The 15,870-nt window shown below is 31.6% G+C and carries 16 protein-coding genes; 8 read left to right on the top strand and 8 right to left on the bottom strand.

From position 1 onward, the window contains the following. Positions 1–2: 2 nt before the first annotated feature. The 4 genes from PF022_RS00775 to selD form a co-directional block, all read right to left on the bottom strand. Positions 3–467 carry a 3-hydroxyacyl-ACP dehydratase FabZ family protein gene (locus PF022_RS00775; RefSeq protein ID WP_271022462.1) on the bottom strand — a complete coding sequence of 155 codons (465 nt, stop codon included), beginning with the start codon at positions 465–467 and terminating at the stop codon, positions 3–5. Between the two features lies 1 nt (position 468). Beyond that, on the bottom strand, positions 469–711 hold the full coding sequence (locus tag PF022_RS00780; protein ID WP_271021178.1) for an acyl carrier protein: 243 nt from the start codon (positions 709–711) through the stop codon (positions 469–471). After that, positions 701–1,297, bottom strand: a complete 597-nt coding sequence (locus tag PF022_RS00785) for a hypothetical protein (RefSeq protein WP_271022463.1) — start codon at positions 1,295–1,297, stop codon at positions 701–703. Before PF022_RS00785 ends, PF022_RS00780 begins: the two co-directional genes overlap by 11 nt. Positions 1,298–1,438: 141 nt before the next feature. Continuing rightward, positions 1,439–2,425 (bottom strand): selenide, water dikinase SelD, encoded by a 987-nt coding sequence (gene selD, locus PF022_RS00790; protein ID WP_271022555.1) that lies wholly within the window; start codon positions 2,423–2,425, stop codon positions 1,439–1,441. A 142-nt stretch (positions 2,426–2,567) separates the two neighbouring features. On the opposite strand from selD, the gene PF022_RS00795 reads away from it, so the two are divergent. Further along, positions 2,568–3,341 (top strand): sulfite exporter TauE/SafE family protein, encoded by a 774-nt coding sequence (locus PF022_RS00795; RefSeq protein WP_271021176.1) that lies wholly within the window; start codon positions 2,568–2,570, stop codon positions 3,339–3,341. On the opposite strand, the gene PF022_RS00800 is transcribed toward PF022_RS00795, so the two are convergent. Both PF022_RS00800 and PF022_RS00805 read right to left on the bottom strand, forming a co-directional pair. After that, positions 3,338–5,014 (bottom strand): cation:proton antiporter, encoded by a 1,677-nt coding sequence (locus tag PF022_RS00800; RefSeq protein ID WP_407081407.1) that lies wholly within the window; start codon positions 5,012–5,014, stop codon positions 3,338–3,340. The two genes, PF022_RS00795 and PF022_RS00800, sit on opposite strands and share 4 nt — an antisense overlap. Before the next feature lie 144 nt (positions 5,015–5,158). Beyond that, a complete protein-coding gene (locus tag PF022_RS00805; protein WP_271021174.1) occupies positions 5,159–6,112 on the bottom strand; it encodes a catalase family peroxidase in 954 nt (317 codons plus the stop codon). A gap of 184 nt (positions 6,113–6,296) precedes the next feature. Between PF022_RS00805 and PF022_RS00810 the strand changes: the two genes are divergently transcribed. Beyond that, a complete protein-coding gene (locus PF022_RS00810) occupies positions 6,297–6,791 on the top strand; it encodes a flavodoxin (RefSeq protein WP_271021173.1) in 495 nt (164 codons plus the stop codon). Here PF022_RS00810 and PF022_RS00815 read toward each other — a convergent pair. Then, positions 6,788–7,186 carry a hypothetical protein gene (locus tag PF022_RS00815; protein ID WP_271021172.1) on the bottom strand — a complete coding sequence of 133 codons (399 nt, stop codon included), beginning with the start codon at positions 7,184–7,186 and terminating at the stop codon, positions 6,788–6,790. The genes PF022_RS00810 and PF022_RS00815 overlap by 4 nt on opposite strands. Next, positions 7,173–9,374, bottom strand: a complete 2,202-nt coding sequence (gene purL, locus PF022_RS00820; RefSeq protein WP_271022464.1) for a phosphoribosylformylglycinamidine synthase subunit PurL — start codon at positions 9,372–9,374, stop codon at positions 7,173–7,175. Before purL ends, PF022_RS00815 begins: the two co-directional genes overlap by 14 nt. Before the next feature lie 134 nt (positions 9,375–9,508). On the opposite strand from purL, the gene ppsA reads away from it, so the two are divergent. The 6 genes from ppsA to PF022_RS00850 all read left to right on the top strand — a co-directional run bounded on the left by ppsA (position 9,509) and on the right by PF022_RS00850 (position 15,866). After that, complete coding sequence (gene ppsA / locus PF022_RS00825; RefSeq protein ID WP_271021170.1) at positions 9,509–11,929, top strand: pyruvate, water dikinase; 2,421 nt, start codon at positions 9,509–9,511, stop codon at positions 11,927–11,929. Between the two features lie 14 nt (positions 11,930–11,943). Further along, positions 11,944–12,564 carry a phosphoserine phosphatase SerB gene (serB, locus tag PF022_RS00830; protein WP_271021169.1) on the top strand — a complete coding sequence of 207 codons (621 nt, stop codon included), beginning with the start codon at positions 11,944–11,946 and terminating at the stop codon, positions 12,562–12,564. Positions 12,565–12,573: 9 nt separating this feature from the next. Further along, positions 12,574–13,593 (top strand): transaldolase, encoded by a 1,020-nt coding sequence (locus tag PF022_RS00835; protein WP_271021168.1) that lies wholly within the window; start codon positions 12,574–12,576, stop codon positions 13,591–13,593. A 105-nt stretch (positions 13,594–13,698) separates the two neighbouring features. Next, entirely contained in the window at positions 13,699–14,235 is a 537-nt protein-coding gene (locus PF022_RS00840) for a 50S ribosomal protein L25/general stress protein Ctc (RefSeq protein WP_271021167.1), read from the top strand. Next, complete coding sequence (gene pth / locus PF022_RS00845; RefSeq protein WP_271021166.1) at positions 14,236–14,802, top strand: aminoacyl-tRNA hydrolase; 567 nt, start codon at positions 14,236–14,238, stop codon at positions 14,800–14,802. Next, positions 14,799–15,866 carry an LptF/LptG family permease gene (locus PF022_RS00850; RefSeq protein WP_271021165.1) on the top strand — a complete coding sequence of 356 codons (1,068 nt, stop codon included), beginning with the start codon at positions 14,799–14,801 and terminating at the stop codon, positions 15,864–15,866. Before pth ends, PF022_RS00850 begins: the two co-directional genes overlap by 4 nt. The last annotated feature ends 4 nt before the right edge of the window (positions 15,867–15,870 follow it).

Raw genomic sequence — 15,870 nt, forward strand, 5'->3', positions numbered from 1 at the left:
ATTTACACTCTTGGTTTAAATTTATTTAATATACTTGGTATACAAACTATAAAGTTTGCTTTTACTGCTACTTTATCCTTGATGTATCCTATGCTCTCTCCCTTTGCTATGCCTCTTTTGTATGAAAATAGTTTTGATTCTATATCTAATCTATCTCCGGGTTTTACTTCTATGTGAAAACTACTACTACTACTAAGGTCTGTTGCTATTGCACCTTTGTTTCCATTTAGTGTTAGGAAAGTCATAATAAATACTTGAACCAAAGATTCAGTTAAGATAAATCCCGGAACTATTGGATTATCCTCAAAATGAGGTGGGAAAAACCACTCATTATATGTGAAGTTCTTGTAACCTTTAGCATATTCTCCGGGCTTTATCTCTTCTATAATGTCTAAGAAAAACCATGGATAGCGATTTGCTTGATATTTTTGAATCTCAATTGGGTTTAAGTTTCTTAATATCTCCATTCTAGCTCATTTTTATATTGTATTTTTCTAGTATTTCTATTCCCTTAGCGAAGCTTGATAGATCGATAATATCATCTGCTTCAAACTCTATATGAAACATATCTTCTAGTGCTGCTACTAAGCCCATATGTCCTACGCTATCCCATGAATCTATATCTTGATATTTTAGATTCTTTGCTTCTTCTTTATTTACATCAAAGCACTCGCAAAAAACATCAATGTAGTTTTGTAAATTATTTTCCATATAACATCCTTTCAAATTTAGATTTATTTTTCAAAAAATTTTCTTTGTAAAAGTTCAGCATTATGTGATCTATCGAATCTTCAAAGCCTATTTCTACGCTTCCCCAATTTTTATGGAAATTTAATACCCTAGTATTGTCTTTATGAACTATTTGTGCTGCAAAGTCATATGGGAAGTGTTCAAAAAATAACTTCTTTATTAGATAGTCAGATTCTAGGCTTTCAAGCACACTAGATTCATCGCTCATAACCCATCTACCAGGAGATAGCATACCTTGAGAATTATCTATTACATAGCCTTTTGTATCTTTCCATTGTTCGGTAAAGATTGGATATGGATAAATCGAGTTTGTCCCAAGAGGTGTGCCATCTTTTCTTTCTACTATGTAATACCACTCATTTTGTAGAGTTTTATAGTGTTTTATGTAATCTATTTGTTTTTGTAGATTGTTTTCTATTTTGTTTATATAGCGGTCTTTTTTTGGATTTATTCTTAGCTCTAGTATAAACTTTGCATCAGAGATTTCTACTTCTCTAAAATTTACAAATTTACCTTCAATATTATTTAAAAGTGGAGATTTAGGCATGTGCTATGCCTTTGTGATAGGTATCATATATATATATATATATATATCTAAACATACGAATCCTTTTTCAAAATTAAAAGTGTAACTATATCTAAAAACAAATAAAAATATGTAGATTTACTTAAAATAATAAATTCTACATTATAAAATATTTAGTTTTAATTCTTTGTTTTCTACTACTTTAGATATTACATTTGCACATTCTATTCCTTCATCTTTTAGGTGTTGTATTAGTTTGTTAGCTTCATTTTCGTTTATTGCTAATGCTAATCCGCCTGAAGTTTGTGCATCAAAGAGCAAAATATCAAGCTCTCTAAAGATTGAATCTTGTGCTAGATTAAAGTTACATTTATTGTGTATTGCTTCTTTATTGGCATAGCTTCCACCGGGGATTATTCCTTTTTTTGCAAATATTATAGATTCTTCTATTAGTGGGATATTATTGCTATATATCTCTAGTGATGTGTTTTTAGTTGTCATTTCTAGCAAGTGTCCTAATAATCCAAACCCAGTAATATCAGTGCATGCACTTATTTTGTAGTTTTGTGCTATGTTTTTAGCCTTTAAATTTAGCTCACTCATTATTTTGGATATTTTCTCTATTGTGTTGGATTCAAGTTTATTGGCTTTTAGTGCAGTTGTTAGAATCCCTAGTCCTATTGGTTTTGTGAGGATTATTACATCACCTATTTTAGCTGTGTTATTTCTCCATATCTTTTTTGGATTTATTATCCCATTTACACTAAGTCCATATTTTTGCTCACTATCTGCTATTGTGTGTCCTCCAAGTAGTGCAGCACCGGCTTCTTGTATTTTTGATAGCCCTCCCTCAAGGATTCCTTGTATTAGTTCTTGTGGTATATTGCATTTATCCCACATGAGCAAGTTTATAGCACTAATTGCATCTCCTCCCATTGCATATATGTCGCTAATTGAATTTGCAGCTGCAATTTGTCCATATATATATGGATCATCTACAACAGGGGTTATAAAGTCAGCACTTTGAACAATAGCTACTTCATCATTGATAGCATAGATTCCAGCATCTTCATTGCCATAAAAATCAACAAGAATGTTTTTGTTGTTTGTATTTTGTAGCTTAGATGATATTTGTCTTAGGTCTTCCAGACCTGTTTTTCCTGCTCAGCCTGCTACTTTTACGAATTTTGTAATTTTTATATCTTCCATTTTTAGCCTTTAAATTGTGTTATTTTATCAATTTGTTTTGCTAATTATGATAAATTTGAGATTTAAAATTTTTAGGATTCTTATGGAAGCTTTTGATTTATCTTTATTATCTGTTTTAATTTTGCTTTGTATTGGATTGTTTACTGGAGTTGTAGCAGGATTTTTTGGTATTGGTGGTGGAGCTATTATTGTGCCTATGATGATATTTTTGGGTAATGATATAAAAGTTGCCATTGGTATTTCAATTATGCAGATGATTTTCTCCTCTATTTATGGGACATATATAAATTACAAACAGAATAATTTGCACTTGCAAGATGGAATCTATATTGGAATAGGCGGGCTAATTGGTGCTTCATTTAGTGGTATTGTAGTTGATAGAATAGATTCATATATTTTAGAGGTTTTATTTTCATTATTTCTTGTGTATAGTATTTTTAAGTTTTTTAAATCGAATGCATATGGTGGTAACAGAAAGATCAAAGAAGGTTTGTATGGAAATTTATTTTTAGTGTGTTGTGGAATTGTTGTTGGAATCTTTGCTATATCTCTTGGAATAGGTGGCGGAATGATGCTGGCACCGCTTATGGCTTATTATCTCGGATATAATAGTAAGAAGATTATTCCAATTTCATTATTTTTTGTGATTTTTTCTTCAATATCTGGTTTTAGTTCTTTAGCGTTGCATGGTTATGTTGATTATAGGCAGGGATTTATAGTTGGTTTAGCTTCTTTGATTGGTGTTAGAATTGGTATTTATGTATTAAGCAGAATTGATGCAAAGAAGCACAAAAATGCACTTCTTGCAATGTATGTAGTTGTATTATCTCTAATGCTAAAAGAGATGTTGCTTTAGCTATCATTTTCTTCTTTTGAGGCTTCCGTTACCATATTAGCTATCATAGTTGCTATTTCTCTTTTGCCATTTATTACACTATATAATCCCATATCTTTATATTTGGCTTCTGATTCGTTGTTTTTTGTATATACAATTATTTTGCAAAATTTAGAGATTGATAGTATGTGATATATCGCTCTTTCGGCTACACTTATTGATTCTACACATATTATTACTGCTGTGCTTTTTTCCACTTGCATTTCTCTAAAGATTGTTTTGTTTGTTATATCTCCATAGATTACATTATGATTATTTCTATATCCTTTTTCTACTCTTTCATAGTTAAAGTCAATTGCAACTGCCTTTAGTTCAGTTCCCGCAAAGTAACTTAATAATCCTTGTCCTAAGATCCCATATCCACATACTATTACATGCTTGTTTAATAGTTCATCTGGCACTGCTGTATGCACTTTTTCTGTGTTTACTTCATTTGTTTTAGATAGATGTAGAAACTTCAAAATAGAATCTGAATATTGGTCTATTTTATTAAGTATAAAAGGAGTTGCAATCATGGAGAAAATAACCATAAGTGTTAGGAACTGATATATTTCGTCTGGTGTGATATTGTCTAGAAAGTTAGAGTTTATGTATTTTAATATACCGCCCTCTAGGTGTAAGTTTAGAATCTGATTTTGACTAGCAAGCAAGAATATGGCAAATGAAAATTCACCTATTTGAGATAGTGATAATGCAGTCTTCATTCCTGTCTTTACTCCGCTAAAGAATACTAAAAATATATACATAATTGCAGTTTTGGCTATTATCAGTCCTGCAACTAGGAATATTATAATAATGAAATATTTTAGTAAAAATACAACATCTATTTGCATACCAATGGTGATAAAAAATATACCAAGCAATAGGTCTCTAAAATATACAAGCACAGCACCTACTTGATATTTGTATGGAGTATTTGATATTATCATACCAGCTAAGAATGCTCCAAGGGACATAGAAAATCCAAAATAATTACTAATATATGCAGCACCAAGAATAATTAATAACACAACTCCTAAGAAGACTTCATCCGTTTTCATCTTTGCTGATGATCTTAAAATTGCTTTAGCGACGAATCTGCCAGGTAGCAATAAGAGCAGTAGAACTATTACAGCAGAAACACTAGTTGTAAGTAGCAGTGTTGAGATTTCTGCTTCTTTATTGCTTAGTAGTTTAATCATTAATAAAATTGGAATTACAGCTATATCTTGGAATATCAAGATACCAACACAGTTTTTTCCATAAGGGGTTTGTGTTTGGTTTACATCATTTAGGTGTTTTAGCACTATTGCAGTTGATGATAGGCTGACAGCACTTGCAACTATAATTGAAGTATCAAAGTTAAATCCCATAACGAAAAAACATATACCAAAGAATGCAAGCATTGATAGAAATACTTGTAATCCACCAAAAAGCAATACTTCTTTTTTTATGTTTGACATGGTTTTAAAGCTAAATTCAAGTCCTATCATAAACATAAGAAAAATTATTCCAAGTTCTGCTAATTCGTTTAGTCTCTCATTGTCTTCTAATTTTAGTCCAAAGAAATATGTGGTTAATACACCTGTCAGTATATATCCAATAATTGCTGGAATATTTAATTTATTTAGAATAATTCCAGATATAACAGCCATTGACATAACACATATTATTACTAATAAGCTATCTATAATCTCCTCCTCAAATTGGTTTAAAATTATTTTAATTTATTAAATATTTAAGATTCTTACATAATTTTGATTAAACTTTGTTTTTAGGGACAATAAATCCATAAGGATTCATTGTCTTTTACCGAAAGTAATAGAATAAGTAGGGCTTCTTAGGTTAAATAGTGGATCTTTTGGTGGCTCTACGCCAGTTGGTAAGTTAGATGGAAAATACACATCAGAATTGCAGCTTGTGCCATTGTAGTTTGTAACATTTAAAGTTCCAACTAATATTTCTTTATGTTTTCCGCTCCATAATGCAGTTGTGTCATCTAATATATCACCTTTGTTTGCTAATACCAAATACATATCATATTTCACAGGTTTATTTTTTGTGTAGTTTTGGAAATTAGTTGCCAAAAAGTCTTTATCTAGTTTTGCAAGTTGTTCATCGCTTAAATACTTGATGCCATCTTGTGGTATAAATTTCCATTTTGCTGGGAGCAACTCTCCATTGTTTGATTTAAAATAAAATGTGTGTATGCTATAAAATGGAGTGTTTTCAATGCTAGAAATTCCTATATTCTGTAAATATTTGTCAAAATTTCTATAAGAATCTACCTCCTTAGTTAGTTTAGCAATTTTTTCGTTATTCACTTTTCCATTTACTGGTATTCTCATTTCGAAGAATTGTCCAAATTCTTGCGGATTTTTTGCGAAATTAATTTCAGTATTTAGCATAACCATAGTCCAAGATTCTTTATCTCCATTAAAATTGATAGCCATTCCTCTTGGTTTACTTTTATCATCCATGTTTCCTCCACCAAGAGAATATCTTATATCAACTGGTATTTTATTTTGTAAAAATAATGGTAAATCTATATTAGAAATTCCATTTTTATTTACAACAAACTCACCACTTGCACAGAAACCTTTTGAATGATTCACTTTTTTGTGAGGATCTTTTGGGTCACCATTTAGCTGATAGAAAATGTCTGCAATTTTTTGCTCATCGTATGTTTGGTTTGCAAAAGCAACATTTATAGCAAGAATGCTAAAACACAACAACAGATTTTTAATTTTCATGTTTGTTCCTTTGAAGATAGTTTTTGTATTTGACAATACATTCTCTAATTATATCTTTAGTTTTGTAAATATTTACAACAATTTGTATTTATTATATTATAATAAGCATTATTATAATCATTTATTTAATTTTAAAAAAAAATATTATAGATTCTATGGTCTATTGAAATTTAAAAGGATATTTATGAAAAAAATTGGTTTATTTTATGGTAGTGATGGTGGCACAACAGAAAATGTGGCAAATAAAATTGCTTCTATACTTAACAATGTGGATATTTATGATGTATCAAAGTCCTCAAAAGAAGAATTATTGGGGTATGATAATTTAATTTTAGCTACTCCAACTTATGGTAGTGGTGATTTGCAAGGAGATTGGGAAGACTTCGTAGAGAATTTTAGTGCTATTGACTTTAAAGGTAAAACAATAGCTTTAGTTGGACTTGGCGATCAAGATGTATATTCAGATACATTTTGTGATGGAATATTTTCGTTATACGAACTAGTAAAAGAATCAAATATGATAGGACAAACAAGTATAGAAGGCTATGAGTATGAAGCAAGCAAAGCAGAGGTTGATGGCAAGTTTGTAGGACTTGTTATAGATGATGTAAATCAAGATGATCTAACAGATAGTAGAATTTCAAAATGGGTTTCAGAAATAAAAGATAAGTTTAATTAAAAGGCTCTATATCCGAGCAATATACATTTATCAAAGCTAGGCAAAACACACATAGCTTTGATATCCCCACCTATGCCTATATCAAGTAGGGTTTCATAATATTTTATATCAAATTGTAACTTGCTTCCGATTTCAGTATTTAGGCCAATACCGCTTATTTCATTAAAGTAAATAAAATTATATATTTTGCTAAAGATTAATATTAGAGATTCTTTTAGATAGTCTCTCTCTTTTGTGTCTGCTAAGTCGTAAGCTTCTTTTGTTGTGAGGATTCTACCTCTAAATTTAATATAGTTTTTTTGTATGGCTTGAGTATGTACTTGCTTATAAAAAGTATCAAGATCCATAGCATAAGTCGCTATGGATAGTAAAAATAAAATACTAAATATCTTCAATTAGTTCCTTAAATGAATCAAAAAATAGTGTTTGTGCCTTGCTTAGAGGCAGATTTATATCGCTTATTTGTATATTGTTACCACCTAAGGTTGCAATTTCTCTTAAGCATAAATTGTATTTTTCTGCTATTTGTAGTAGAAATTCTGTATTTTGCTTATTTGCTGATATTAGAATTTGGTTTGGAGATTCACCAAATAATTCTAGCTTATCTAATTTTTTATCACATATACATCCAACATTATTAAATATACATAGTTTGGCTAGTGTAGTAGCTAACCCACCTTTATGTATATCGTATGCAGAATCTATCTTATCTTTTGAAACCTGTAAGAACTTCCAAATATTTAGTTCATCTTCTAATGATATTTTTGAAATTTCTGCTTTTATTGAATTTCCAAATAATTTTGCAACAAGTGAAGCACCAAAGTTTAGCTCCAAATTATTTTTACATAGAATATATACACTATCCCCATCTTTAGAATTGTCTTTTATTATTTTTGATGGCTCATCTATAATGCCAACTGCTGCAATACTAGGTGTTGGATATATATCAATATTATCAGTTTGGTTATAAAGGCTTACATTTCCGCTAACTACTGGCATTTTTAGATTTTTTGATGCTATTTTTATGCCTTCACAAGCTTCTTTAAACTGCCACATTACCTCACTATTTTCAGGATTGCCAAAGTTTAAACAATCAGTAATTGCAAGTGGGATTCCTCCCTTTAATGCTATATCTCGTCCCACCTTTGCTACTGCTTGAATTGCTCCTTCTTTTGGATTTATATAGCATAGTCTTGAGTTGCAATACACACTTAAAGCTAGGGCCTTATCGTTTTCTTTTATTCTAATTACACTAGCTCCACTTTTTCCTGCTTTTGTCATTGTATTGTTTTGGATTGTGTTATCGTATTGTTCATATATCCATGATTTTGAATTTATATCTGGACTTTTTAGTATTTCTTCTAACATCTCGCCATTATTAATATCTAATATTGAATCTATCTTAAAAGATTCTATCTTGTCTAAATAAGTCGGGTTTTGGCTAACTTCTCTTCTTAAGATTGGAGATTTTTCGCTTAGTGGTTGCACAGGTATTTCAGCACATTTTTTATTATGCCAATATAGCTCCATTTTGCCACTATTTGTAACTTCTCCAATAATTGCACAATCAAGTTCCCATTTTTTAAATATTTCTAAGATTTTATTTTCGTAGCCTTTTTTTGCACAAATTAGCATTCTTTCTTGTGATTCACTTAGCATTAGCTCATATGGATTCATGCCTTCTTCTCGCATAGGGACTTTATCGAGGTGTATAATCATTCCGCTTCCACTTCGTCCTGCCATTTCAAAGCTAGAGCTTGTGAGTCCTGCTGCACCCATATCTTGAATTCCTACAATCAAATCTTCTTTAAAAAGCTCCAAACAGGCTTCAAGCAGTAATTTTTCTGTAAAAGGATCGCCAACTTGCACAGCAGGGCGTAATTTTTTAGAATCTTCATTAAAGCTATCAGAACTCATAACAGCACCGCCAAGCCCATCTCTACCAGTTTTTGAGCCTACATATATAACTGGATTGCCAACTCCTTCAGCTTTTCCATAGAATATTTCATTATTTTTTACTATCCCTAAAGTAAAGGCATTTACAAGTATATTTCCATTGTAGCAAGATTCAAAAGTAGTTTCTCCGCCAATGGTAGGCACTCCCATGCAGTTACCATATCCGCTAATGCCACCAACAACGCCTTTGAGTAAATATCTATGTTTTTTGCCTATTTCGTTGTTTTTGGTTATATCTCCGAATCTTATTGAATTTAGAGATGCAACAGGTCTAGCCCCCATAGTAAAAACATCTCGCATGATTCCACCAACACCAGTTGCAGCTCCAGCATATGGTTCGATGAAGCTTGGGTGGTTGTGTGATTCCATTTTAAAGACTGCCCCATATCCACCACCAATATCGATAATACCAGCATTCTCTCCGGGTCCTTGTATTACCCAGTCTTCTTTTGTATGGAATCCATTTAGATAAATTTTGCTTGATTTATAACTGCAATGCTCACTCCACATCGCAGAAAATATTCCTATTTCAACTAAATTTGGTTCTCTATTTAGTATGTTTAGAATCTTTTTGTAGTCATCGTTGCTTAGCTTGTGTTGTTGTAGTATAGATTGTATATCTTGCATTTATTACCTCTAAAACTTGATTGTATTACATAAGTGTATCAAAGAAGTAATAAAGCAAAACTAAGAAATAAATAAACTTACTTTAAGTAGAATGTTTAACTTTATCGACAGCCATAAGGGTAAGGAGTAGTGCTATGAAATATATTAAGTTTTTTAAAGAGCTTAATAATAGAGATGTGCCAATTGTAGGTGGTAAGAATGCAAGTATTGGGGAAATGTTTCAAGAGCTTGTACCAATGGGGATTAAAGTTCCAAATGGATTTGCAATTACAAGTGAAGCATATTGGTATTTACTAGATAGTGCGGGGATTAGAGATAAAATAAGAGAACTCTTAGAAGGGATTGATGTTACTGAAATAGATGTTTTAAATGTGCGTTCAAAAAAGATTAGAGATATGATTTTTGGCACACCACTTCCTTCTGATTTGAGAGAGGAAATTTTAGAAGCTTACAGAATCTTAAGTGAAGAATATGGAATGGAAGAAGCTGATGTTGCAGTTAGAAGTTCTGCTACTGCTGAAGATTTACCAGATGCGTCATTTGCAGGACAACAAGATACATATTTAAGTGTGCAAGGTCAAACAGAATTAATTCATTACATTAAATCATGTCTTGCTTCTTTATTTACAGATAGAGCTGTGAGTTATAGAGCTTCAAGGGGATTTGATCATTTTAAAGTAGCGCTATCTGTTGGTGTGCAAAAAATGGTTAGAGCTGATAAGGGTAGTGCTGGTGTTATGTTTTCTATCGATACAGAGACAGGATTTAAAGATGCGGTTTTTATAACTTCTTCATGGGGGCTTGGTGAAAATGTAGTTGGTGGGACTGTAAATCCAGATGAGTTTTATGTGTTTAAACCTGCATTAGAGCTTGGTAAGCGTCCTATTCTAAAAAGACAGCTAGGATATAAAAACATAAAAATGGTATATGCAGCACCGGGAGCAAAACACCCTACAAAAAATATAGAAACAACAGAAGAAGAATTAAGAAGTTTTTCTATAAGTGATGATGAGGTTCTCACTCTAGCTAGATATGCTATGCTAATAGAAAAACACTACACAAAAGAAGCTGGAGAGTATCGCCCTATGGATATGGAATGGGCAAAAGATGGTAATAGCGGAGAGATATTTATAGTCCAAGCGCGTCCAGAGACTGTGCAAAGCCAAAAGATGAAAAAACAAAGCAATACTTTAGAGAAATATTTCTTTAAAAATAAAAATGAAAAGGAAGTTATCTTATGTGGTAAAGCAGTTGGTGGCAAAATTGGTACTGGTAAAATTAGAGTAATTGATAATATAAACAATATGGGTGAGTTAAAGCAAGGAGAGATTCTAGTCACTGATAATACTGATCCTGACTGGGAACCTGCTATGAAAAAAGCTTCTGCTGTAATTACAAATCGTGGTGGTAGGACTTGCCATGCTGCAATTGTTGCTAGGGAAATTGGAGTACCTGCTATTGTTGGTGCTGTTGGTGCAACTGAAAAGTTAGAAACTGGAATGGAAGTAACGGTCTCTTGTGCAGAGGGCGAAGATGGCTTTGTGTATAGTGGAATCCATGAATATGAAATTGAAAAAATCGATTTAGCATCACTAGAACAACCAAAAACAAAGATATATATGAATATCGGAAATCCAGAAAAAGCATTTTCTTTCTCCATGATACCAAATAATGGTGTTGGGCTTGCTAGAATGGAGTTTATTATTAACAACTATATTAAAGCCCACCCTCTAGCTTTAATAGAGCTAAATAATGGAAATAAAGAGTTTGATGGAGTAGAGGGCGTAAGAGAGATTATGTCTGGCTATGCAAATCCTAAAGACTTCTTTATTAAAAAAATCGCAGAAGGTGTTGGAATGATAGCAGCAGCCTTTTATCCAAAGCCAGTTATTGTTAGAACAAGTGATTTTAAGTCTAATGAATATTGCAGAATGGTTGGCGGTAAAGATTATGAGCCACACGAAGAAAACCCAATGATTGGCTATCGTGGGGCTAGTAGATATTATTCTAAGGAGTATTTACAAGCGTTTGAATGGGAGTGTGAGGCACTTGCTATGGCTAGAAATGAAATGGGATTTTCTAATATGAAAATTATGATTCCATTCCTTAGAACCCCTGATGAGGGAAGAAGAGTGCTAGAGATAATGCGTAAAAATGGTCTAGTGCAGGGCGAAAATGGGCTTGAGATATATGTTATGTGTGAATTGCCTGTAAATGTAATATTAGCAGATGAGTTTTTGCAATTATTTGATGGATTCTCAATTGGTTCAAATGACCTAACGCAGCTTACTTTAGGCGTTGATAGAGATGGTGAGCTTGTAAGTCATGTTTTTGATGAGAGGAATCCAGCATTGCTTAAAATGTTTAAAATCGCAATTGAAGCATGTAAGCGCCATAATAAATATTGTGGAATTTGTGGTCAAGCACCTAGTGATTATCCAGAAATTGCTGAATTTTTAGTGGAAAATGGCATAACTTCAATTTCTCTAAATCCAGATTCTATTATTGAGACTTGGGATAGAATTGTAAAACTAGAGCAAAAATTAGGTATATGATTTAGGGGTATTGTTTGAAACTTGCAGTATTTGATTTTGATTCTACATTAATGGACGGCGAGACTATAAATTTGTTAGCTAAAGCTTATGGAAGGGAAGCTGAAGTTAGTGCTATTACAAAAGAAGCAATGGAAGGTAAGCTTGATTTTTATCATAGCCTTAAAAAAAGAGTTGCAACGCTAAAAGGCATGTCTTTAGGAGATGTTCATTCTGTATGCTCAAAGCTAGTGTATAACAAAGGTGCAAAGGAAATAATAGAGTTTCTAAAGGAAAGAGATTATAAGGTTGTTGTCTTTAGCGGTGGATTTGATGAGGGGGTTAGTGCTGGTAAAGAGGCACTTGGATATGATATGCACTTTAGCAACACTCTTCATCATGCAAATGGAATCTTAACTGGGTCTGTTGGTGGAGAGATGATGTTTTCTTATTCTAAAGGTAGAATGTTAGAGAAGATTCAACAACTGCTTGGTGTATCATATGAAGATACAATAGCGGTTGGCGATGGTGCAAATGATTTATCTATGTTCTATCATTCTGCTAAAAAAGTTGCATTTTGTGCGAAGGAAAAATTAAGGTCTGCTGCTAATATCGTAATTGATACAAAAGATCTGTCTTTGATAAAAAAATATATTTAAGGGTTTGTTATGTCAAATATTTCATTTTCTTTGTGGTGTGATTTTGTAGAGAGAGACTTTTTAGAGGGAGAGTTTATAGAATTAATTGAAAGTGGGATTATAAATGGGGTTACTAGTAATCCTGCTATTTTTCAACAAGCATTGTTAAATAAAAGCTATGAATCTCAAAAGAAAGAAATAGCTACACAAGAGCCAAAGGAAATATATGAATCTATAGCAAAAAGAGATATACAAAGAGCGGCAGAAATCATGCTTCCTATGTATAATAAAGATATAAACAATGGGTATGTAAGCATAGAAGTAGATCCAAACCTATGCGATGATGCAGAGGGAACTATAAGAGAGGGTGAGAGATTATACAAGGAGATTGGCTATCCTAATGTAATGATAAAAGTCCCTGCTACAAAGGCTGGATATGTAGCAATAGAGAAGCTAATAAGTAAAGGAATACCAGTAAATATCACTCTTGTATTTTCAGAAAGTCAAGTAATAGAATGTATGGAATCTCTAAAAGCAGGATATGAAACATTAAAAAGAGATTATAAAAAGGATATAGGAGAATTACCAAGGGCTGTTATTAGCATATTTGTATCTAGGTTTGATAGGAAATGTGATGAGATTTTAAAGAATGCAGGAATTGCTAATGCTACTCTTGGGGTTAAAAATGCACAAAAGCTATATAAAATAATAGATAAGTATTCATTGCCTGCTGTTCGGGCACTATTTGCAAGCACTGGTGTTAAAGATGATACTTTAGAACCAAGCTATTATGTAGAAGAATTATACTATCCATACACGATAAATACTGCACCATTAAATACAATCAAGGCTTTTATGCAAGCTAGAAAATCTCTGCAATCGCTTATAGAAAATGGTGCTTATCTGCCAGATGATACAGAACTTGATGATTATTTTAAATTAGTTAAAAACGCAGGAATTAACCTAGAATCTGTATCGCAAGAATTACTAGAGCAGGGCTTGAGTGATTTTAAGGTGGCTTTTTCTAAGATATTAGATTCGTTAAAATAAATTAGCAATGAATCTTGCCTTATTATTAGATGTGAACTTTAAAGTAGGTTTCAATAAAAGGGTGGTATAATTAAAGCTTTTATTTTGTTTTTTAAGGATTAAGAAATGTTAAGTGGAATAATTAGAGAGAGTATTTCTAAAGCTGAAGTTAAGCAGTTAAGAAAAAATGGTTATCTAATTGCCAATATCTATGGTAAGGGTAAGGAAAATATTCATTGTGCTTTTAAAAGAAATGAATTTATAAGAGAAGTTAAGAATAAGACTGATTTGATATTTAATGTTGAAGTTGGCTCCAAGCAGTATCCAGTTGTAATTCAAGAATATCAAAAAGATCCTATTACTAGCGATATTATCCATGTTGATTTAATGTTAGCTCAAAATGGCATTGAGGCTAAATATTCTGTTAAAGTTAGATGCGTTGGAACTCCTAAGGGATTAAAAAATAAGGGTGTTTTAATGATGTCTAAAAAGAGGATTAAGGTTAAAGCAGCTCCTGAAAAATTACCAAAAGATTATGAAATTGATGTTAGCAATTTAGATGTTGGTGATGTTGTGCTTGTTAGAGATTTACCTAAAAATGATGGAGTAAAAATTGTTGAGAGAGATGATGTTGCAATTGTTGGTGTTATCAAATCTCGCTAAATGTTTTTAATAGTTGGTTTGGGAAATCCGGGCAATAAATATAAAAATAATCGCCACAACATAGGTTTTATGGTTGTGGATTTTTTAGTCTCCTTTTTGGAGGCTAGTCTTCAAAGCAATAAAGATTTTAGCGGTGAGCTATACAAGAAGAATGATTTACTCTTGTTAAAGCCCTCTACTTTTATGAATCTATCTGGTAAATCAGTTTTATCTGTTATAAATTTTTATAATGTTTCTAGTTTTTTAGTTATACATGATGATTTGGATTTAAAGTTTGGTGCTGTGAGATTCAAAGTTGGTGGCGGTAGCGGTGGTCATAATGGGCTAAGGTCTATAGATTCTATGTGTGGTAATGAATACTGTAGAATTAGATATGGAATAGGTAAGCCAGAGTTAAAAGAACAAGTAGCTTCATATGTTTTAAGTGATTTTACAACCGATGAGATAAAGTATAATGAATCTTTAATAAAACATTGTGCTAATGCTGCTTTGGAGATTGCAAAATTAGATAGTTTTATAGAGCTAAATAAAATATCGTCAAAATATTCTTTAAAAGAGATAGTATGAGTTTATTTACAAGATATATTAGTTTTTTGTACTTGAAGTCATTTTTGATAGTTTTTGTATCTTTAGAGTGTTTTTTTGTTCTTATTGATTTTGTGAAATATTTAGATTCAATGCCAGATTCTGCAAATTTGGTTGTATTACTTTTGTTTTATAGTTTTATATATGCTAGTAATTTTATTTTGCCATTATCTTTGGTGTTATCACAGATAGTATTTATTATAGTTTTATTGAAGAGTTCACAATTTACTGCTTTTTTATCTCTTGGATATTCAAAGGCTAGAATTTTTAATCCAATATTTGCAATTAGTTTTTTAATTACTATTTTTTATATTTTGTTAAATACAACTTCATTTGCATATGCTAGAGAAAAAATGGACTTAATAGTAGAGCAGGGCTTTATAAGTAGTTTTAAGAAGGATTTGTTTGTAAAATATAATAATAACTATATATATTTTGAAAAGATTTTTCCACTTTTGCAAAGTGCCTCTAATGTCAAAATATATGAAATGAGAGATAATGTAACTATAAGGCGTATTATTGAATCTAAAGAAGCTAGATTTGATGGTGTAGATTGGATATTGGATAGTGCTAAGATAACTACAATAGATGATGATGTATCGCATAATAAACCTCTGCAAGTAAGCTATGAAGAGAATTTTAAAACCCTAAATAAGTTCAAACCAAAAATACTTGATAATATTTATGAAAAGCATGGTAGTGTATCTATAGTCGATGCTTATGAGGCTATAGAATTACTAAAAACACAAGGCGTGAATATTGATAAATTGCGTGGTTCGCTTTATTATCTTTTGTTTTTTCCATTTTTTGCACCATTAGCTATGGTATGTCTATCAAATTTTACGCCAAATTCTAATAGATATGTTTCATTAGGTTTTGTAGGATTTATTATGATTTTATGTGTGCTTATGTTATGGGGGATATTTTTTAGCTTTTCTAGGCTTTCTATGAGTGGATTTTTAGCACCAGAGTTTAGTATATTGCTACCTATGTTTATATTGTTTTTGTGCAGTTGTTATTTTTATAATAAATTATTAAGAAATTAAGGAG

Origin of the sequence: Helicobacter sp. WB40 (assembly GCF_027859275.1) — a bacterium.
Classification (GTDB): Bacteria; Campylobacterota; Campylobacteria; order Campylobacterales; family Helicobacteraceae; genus Helicobacter_D; species Helicobacter_D ibis.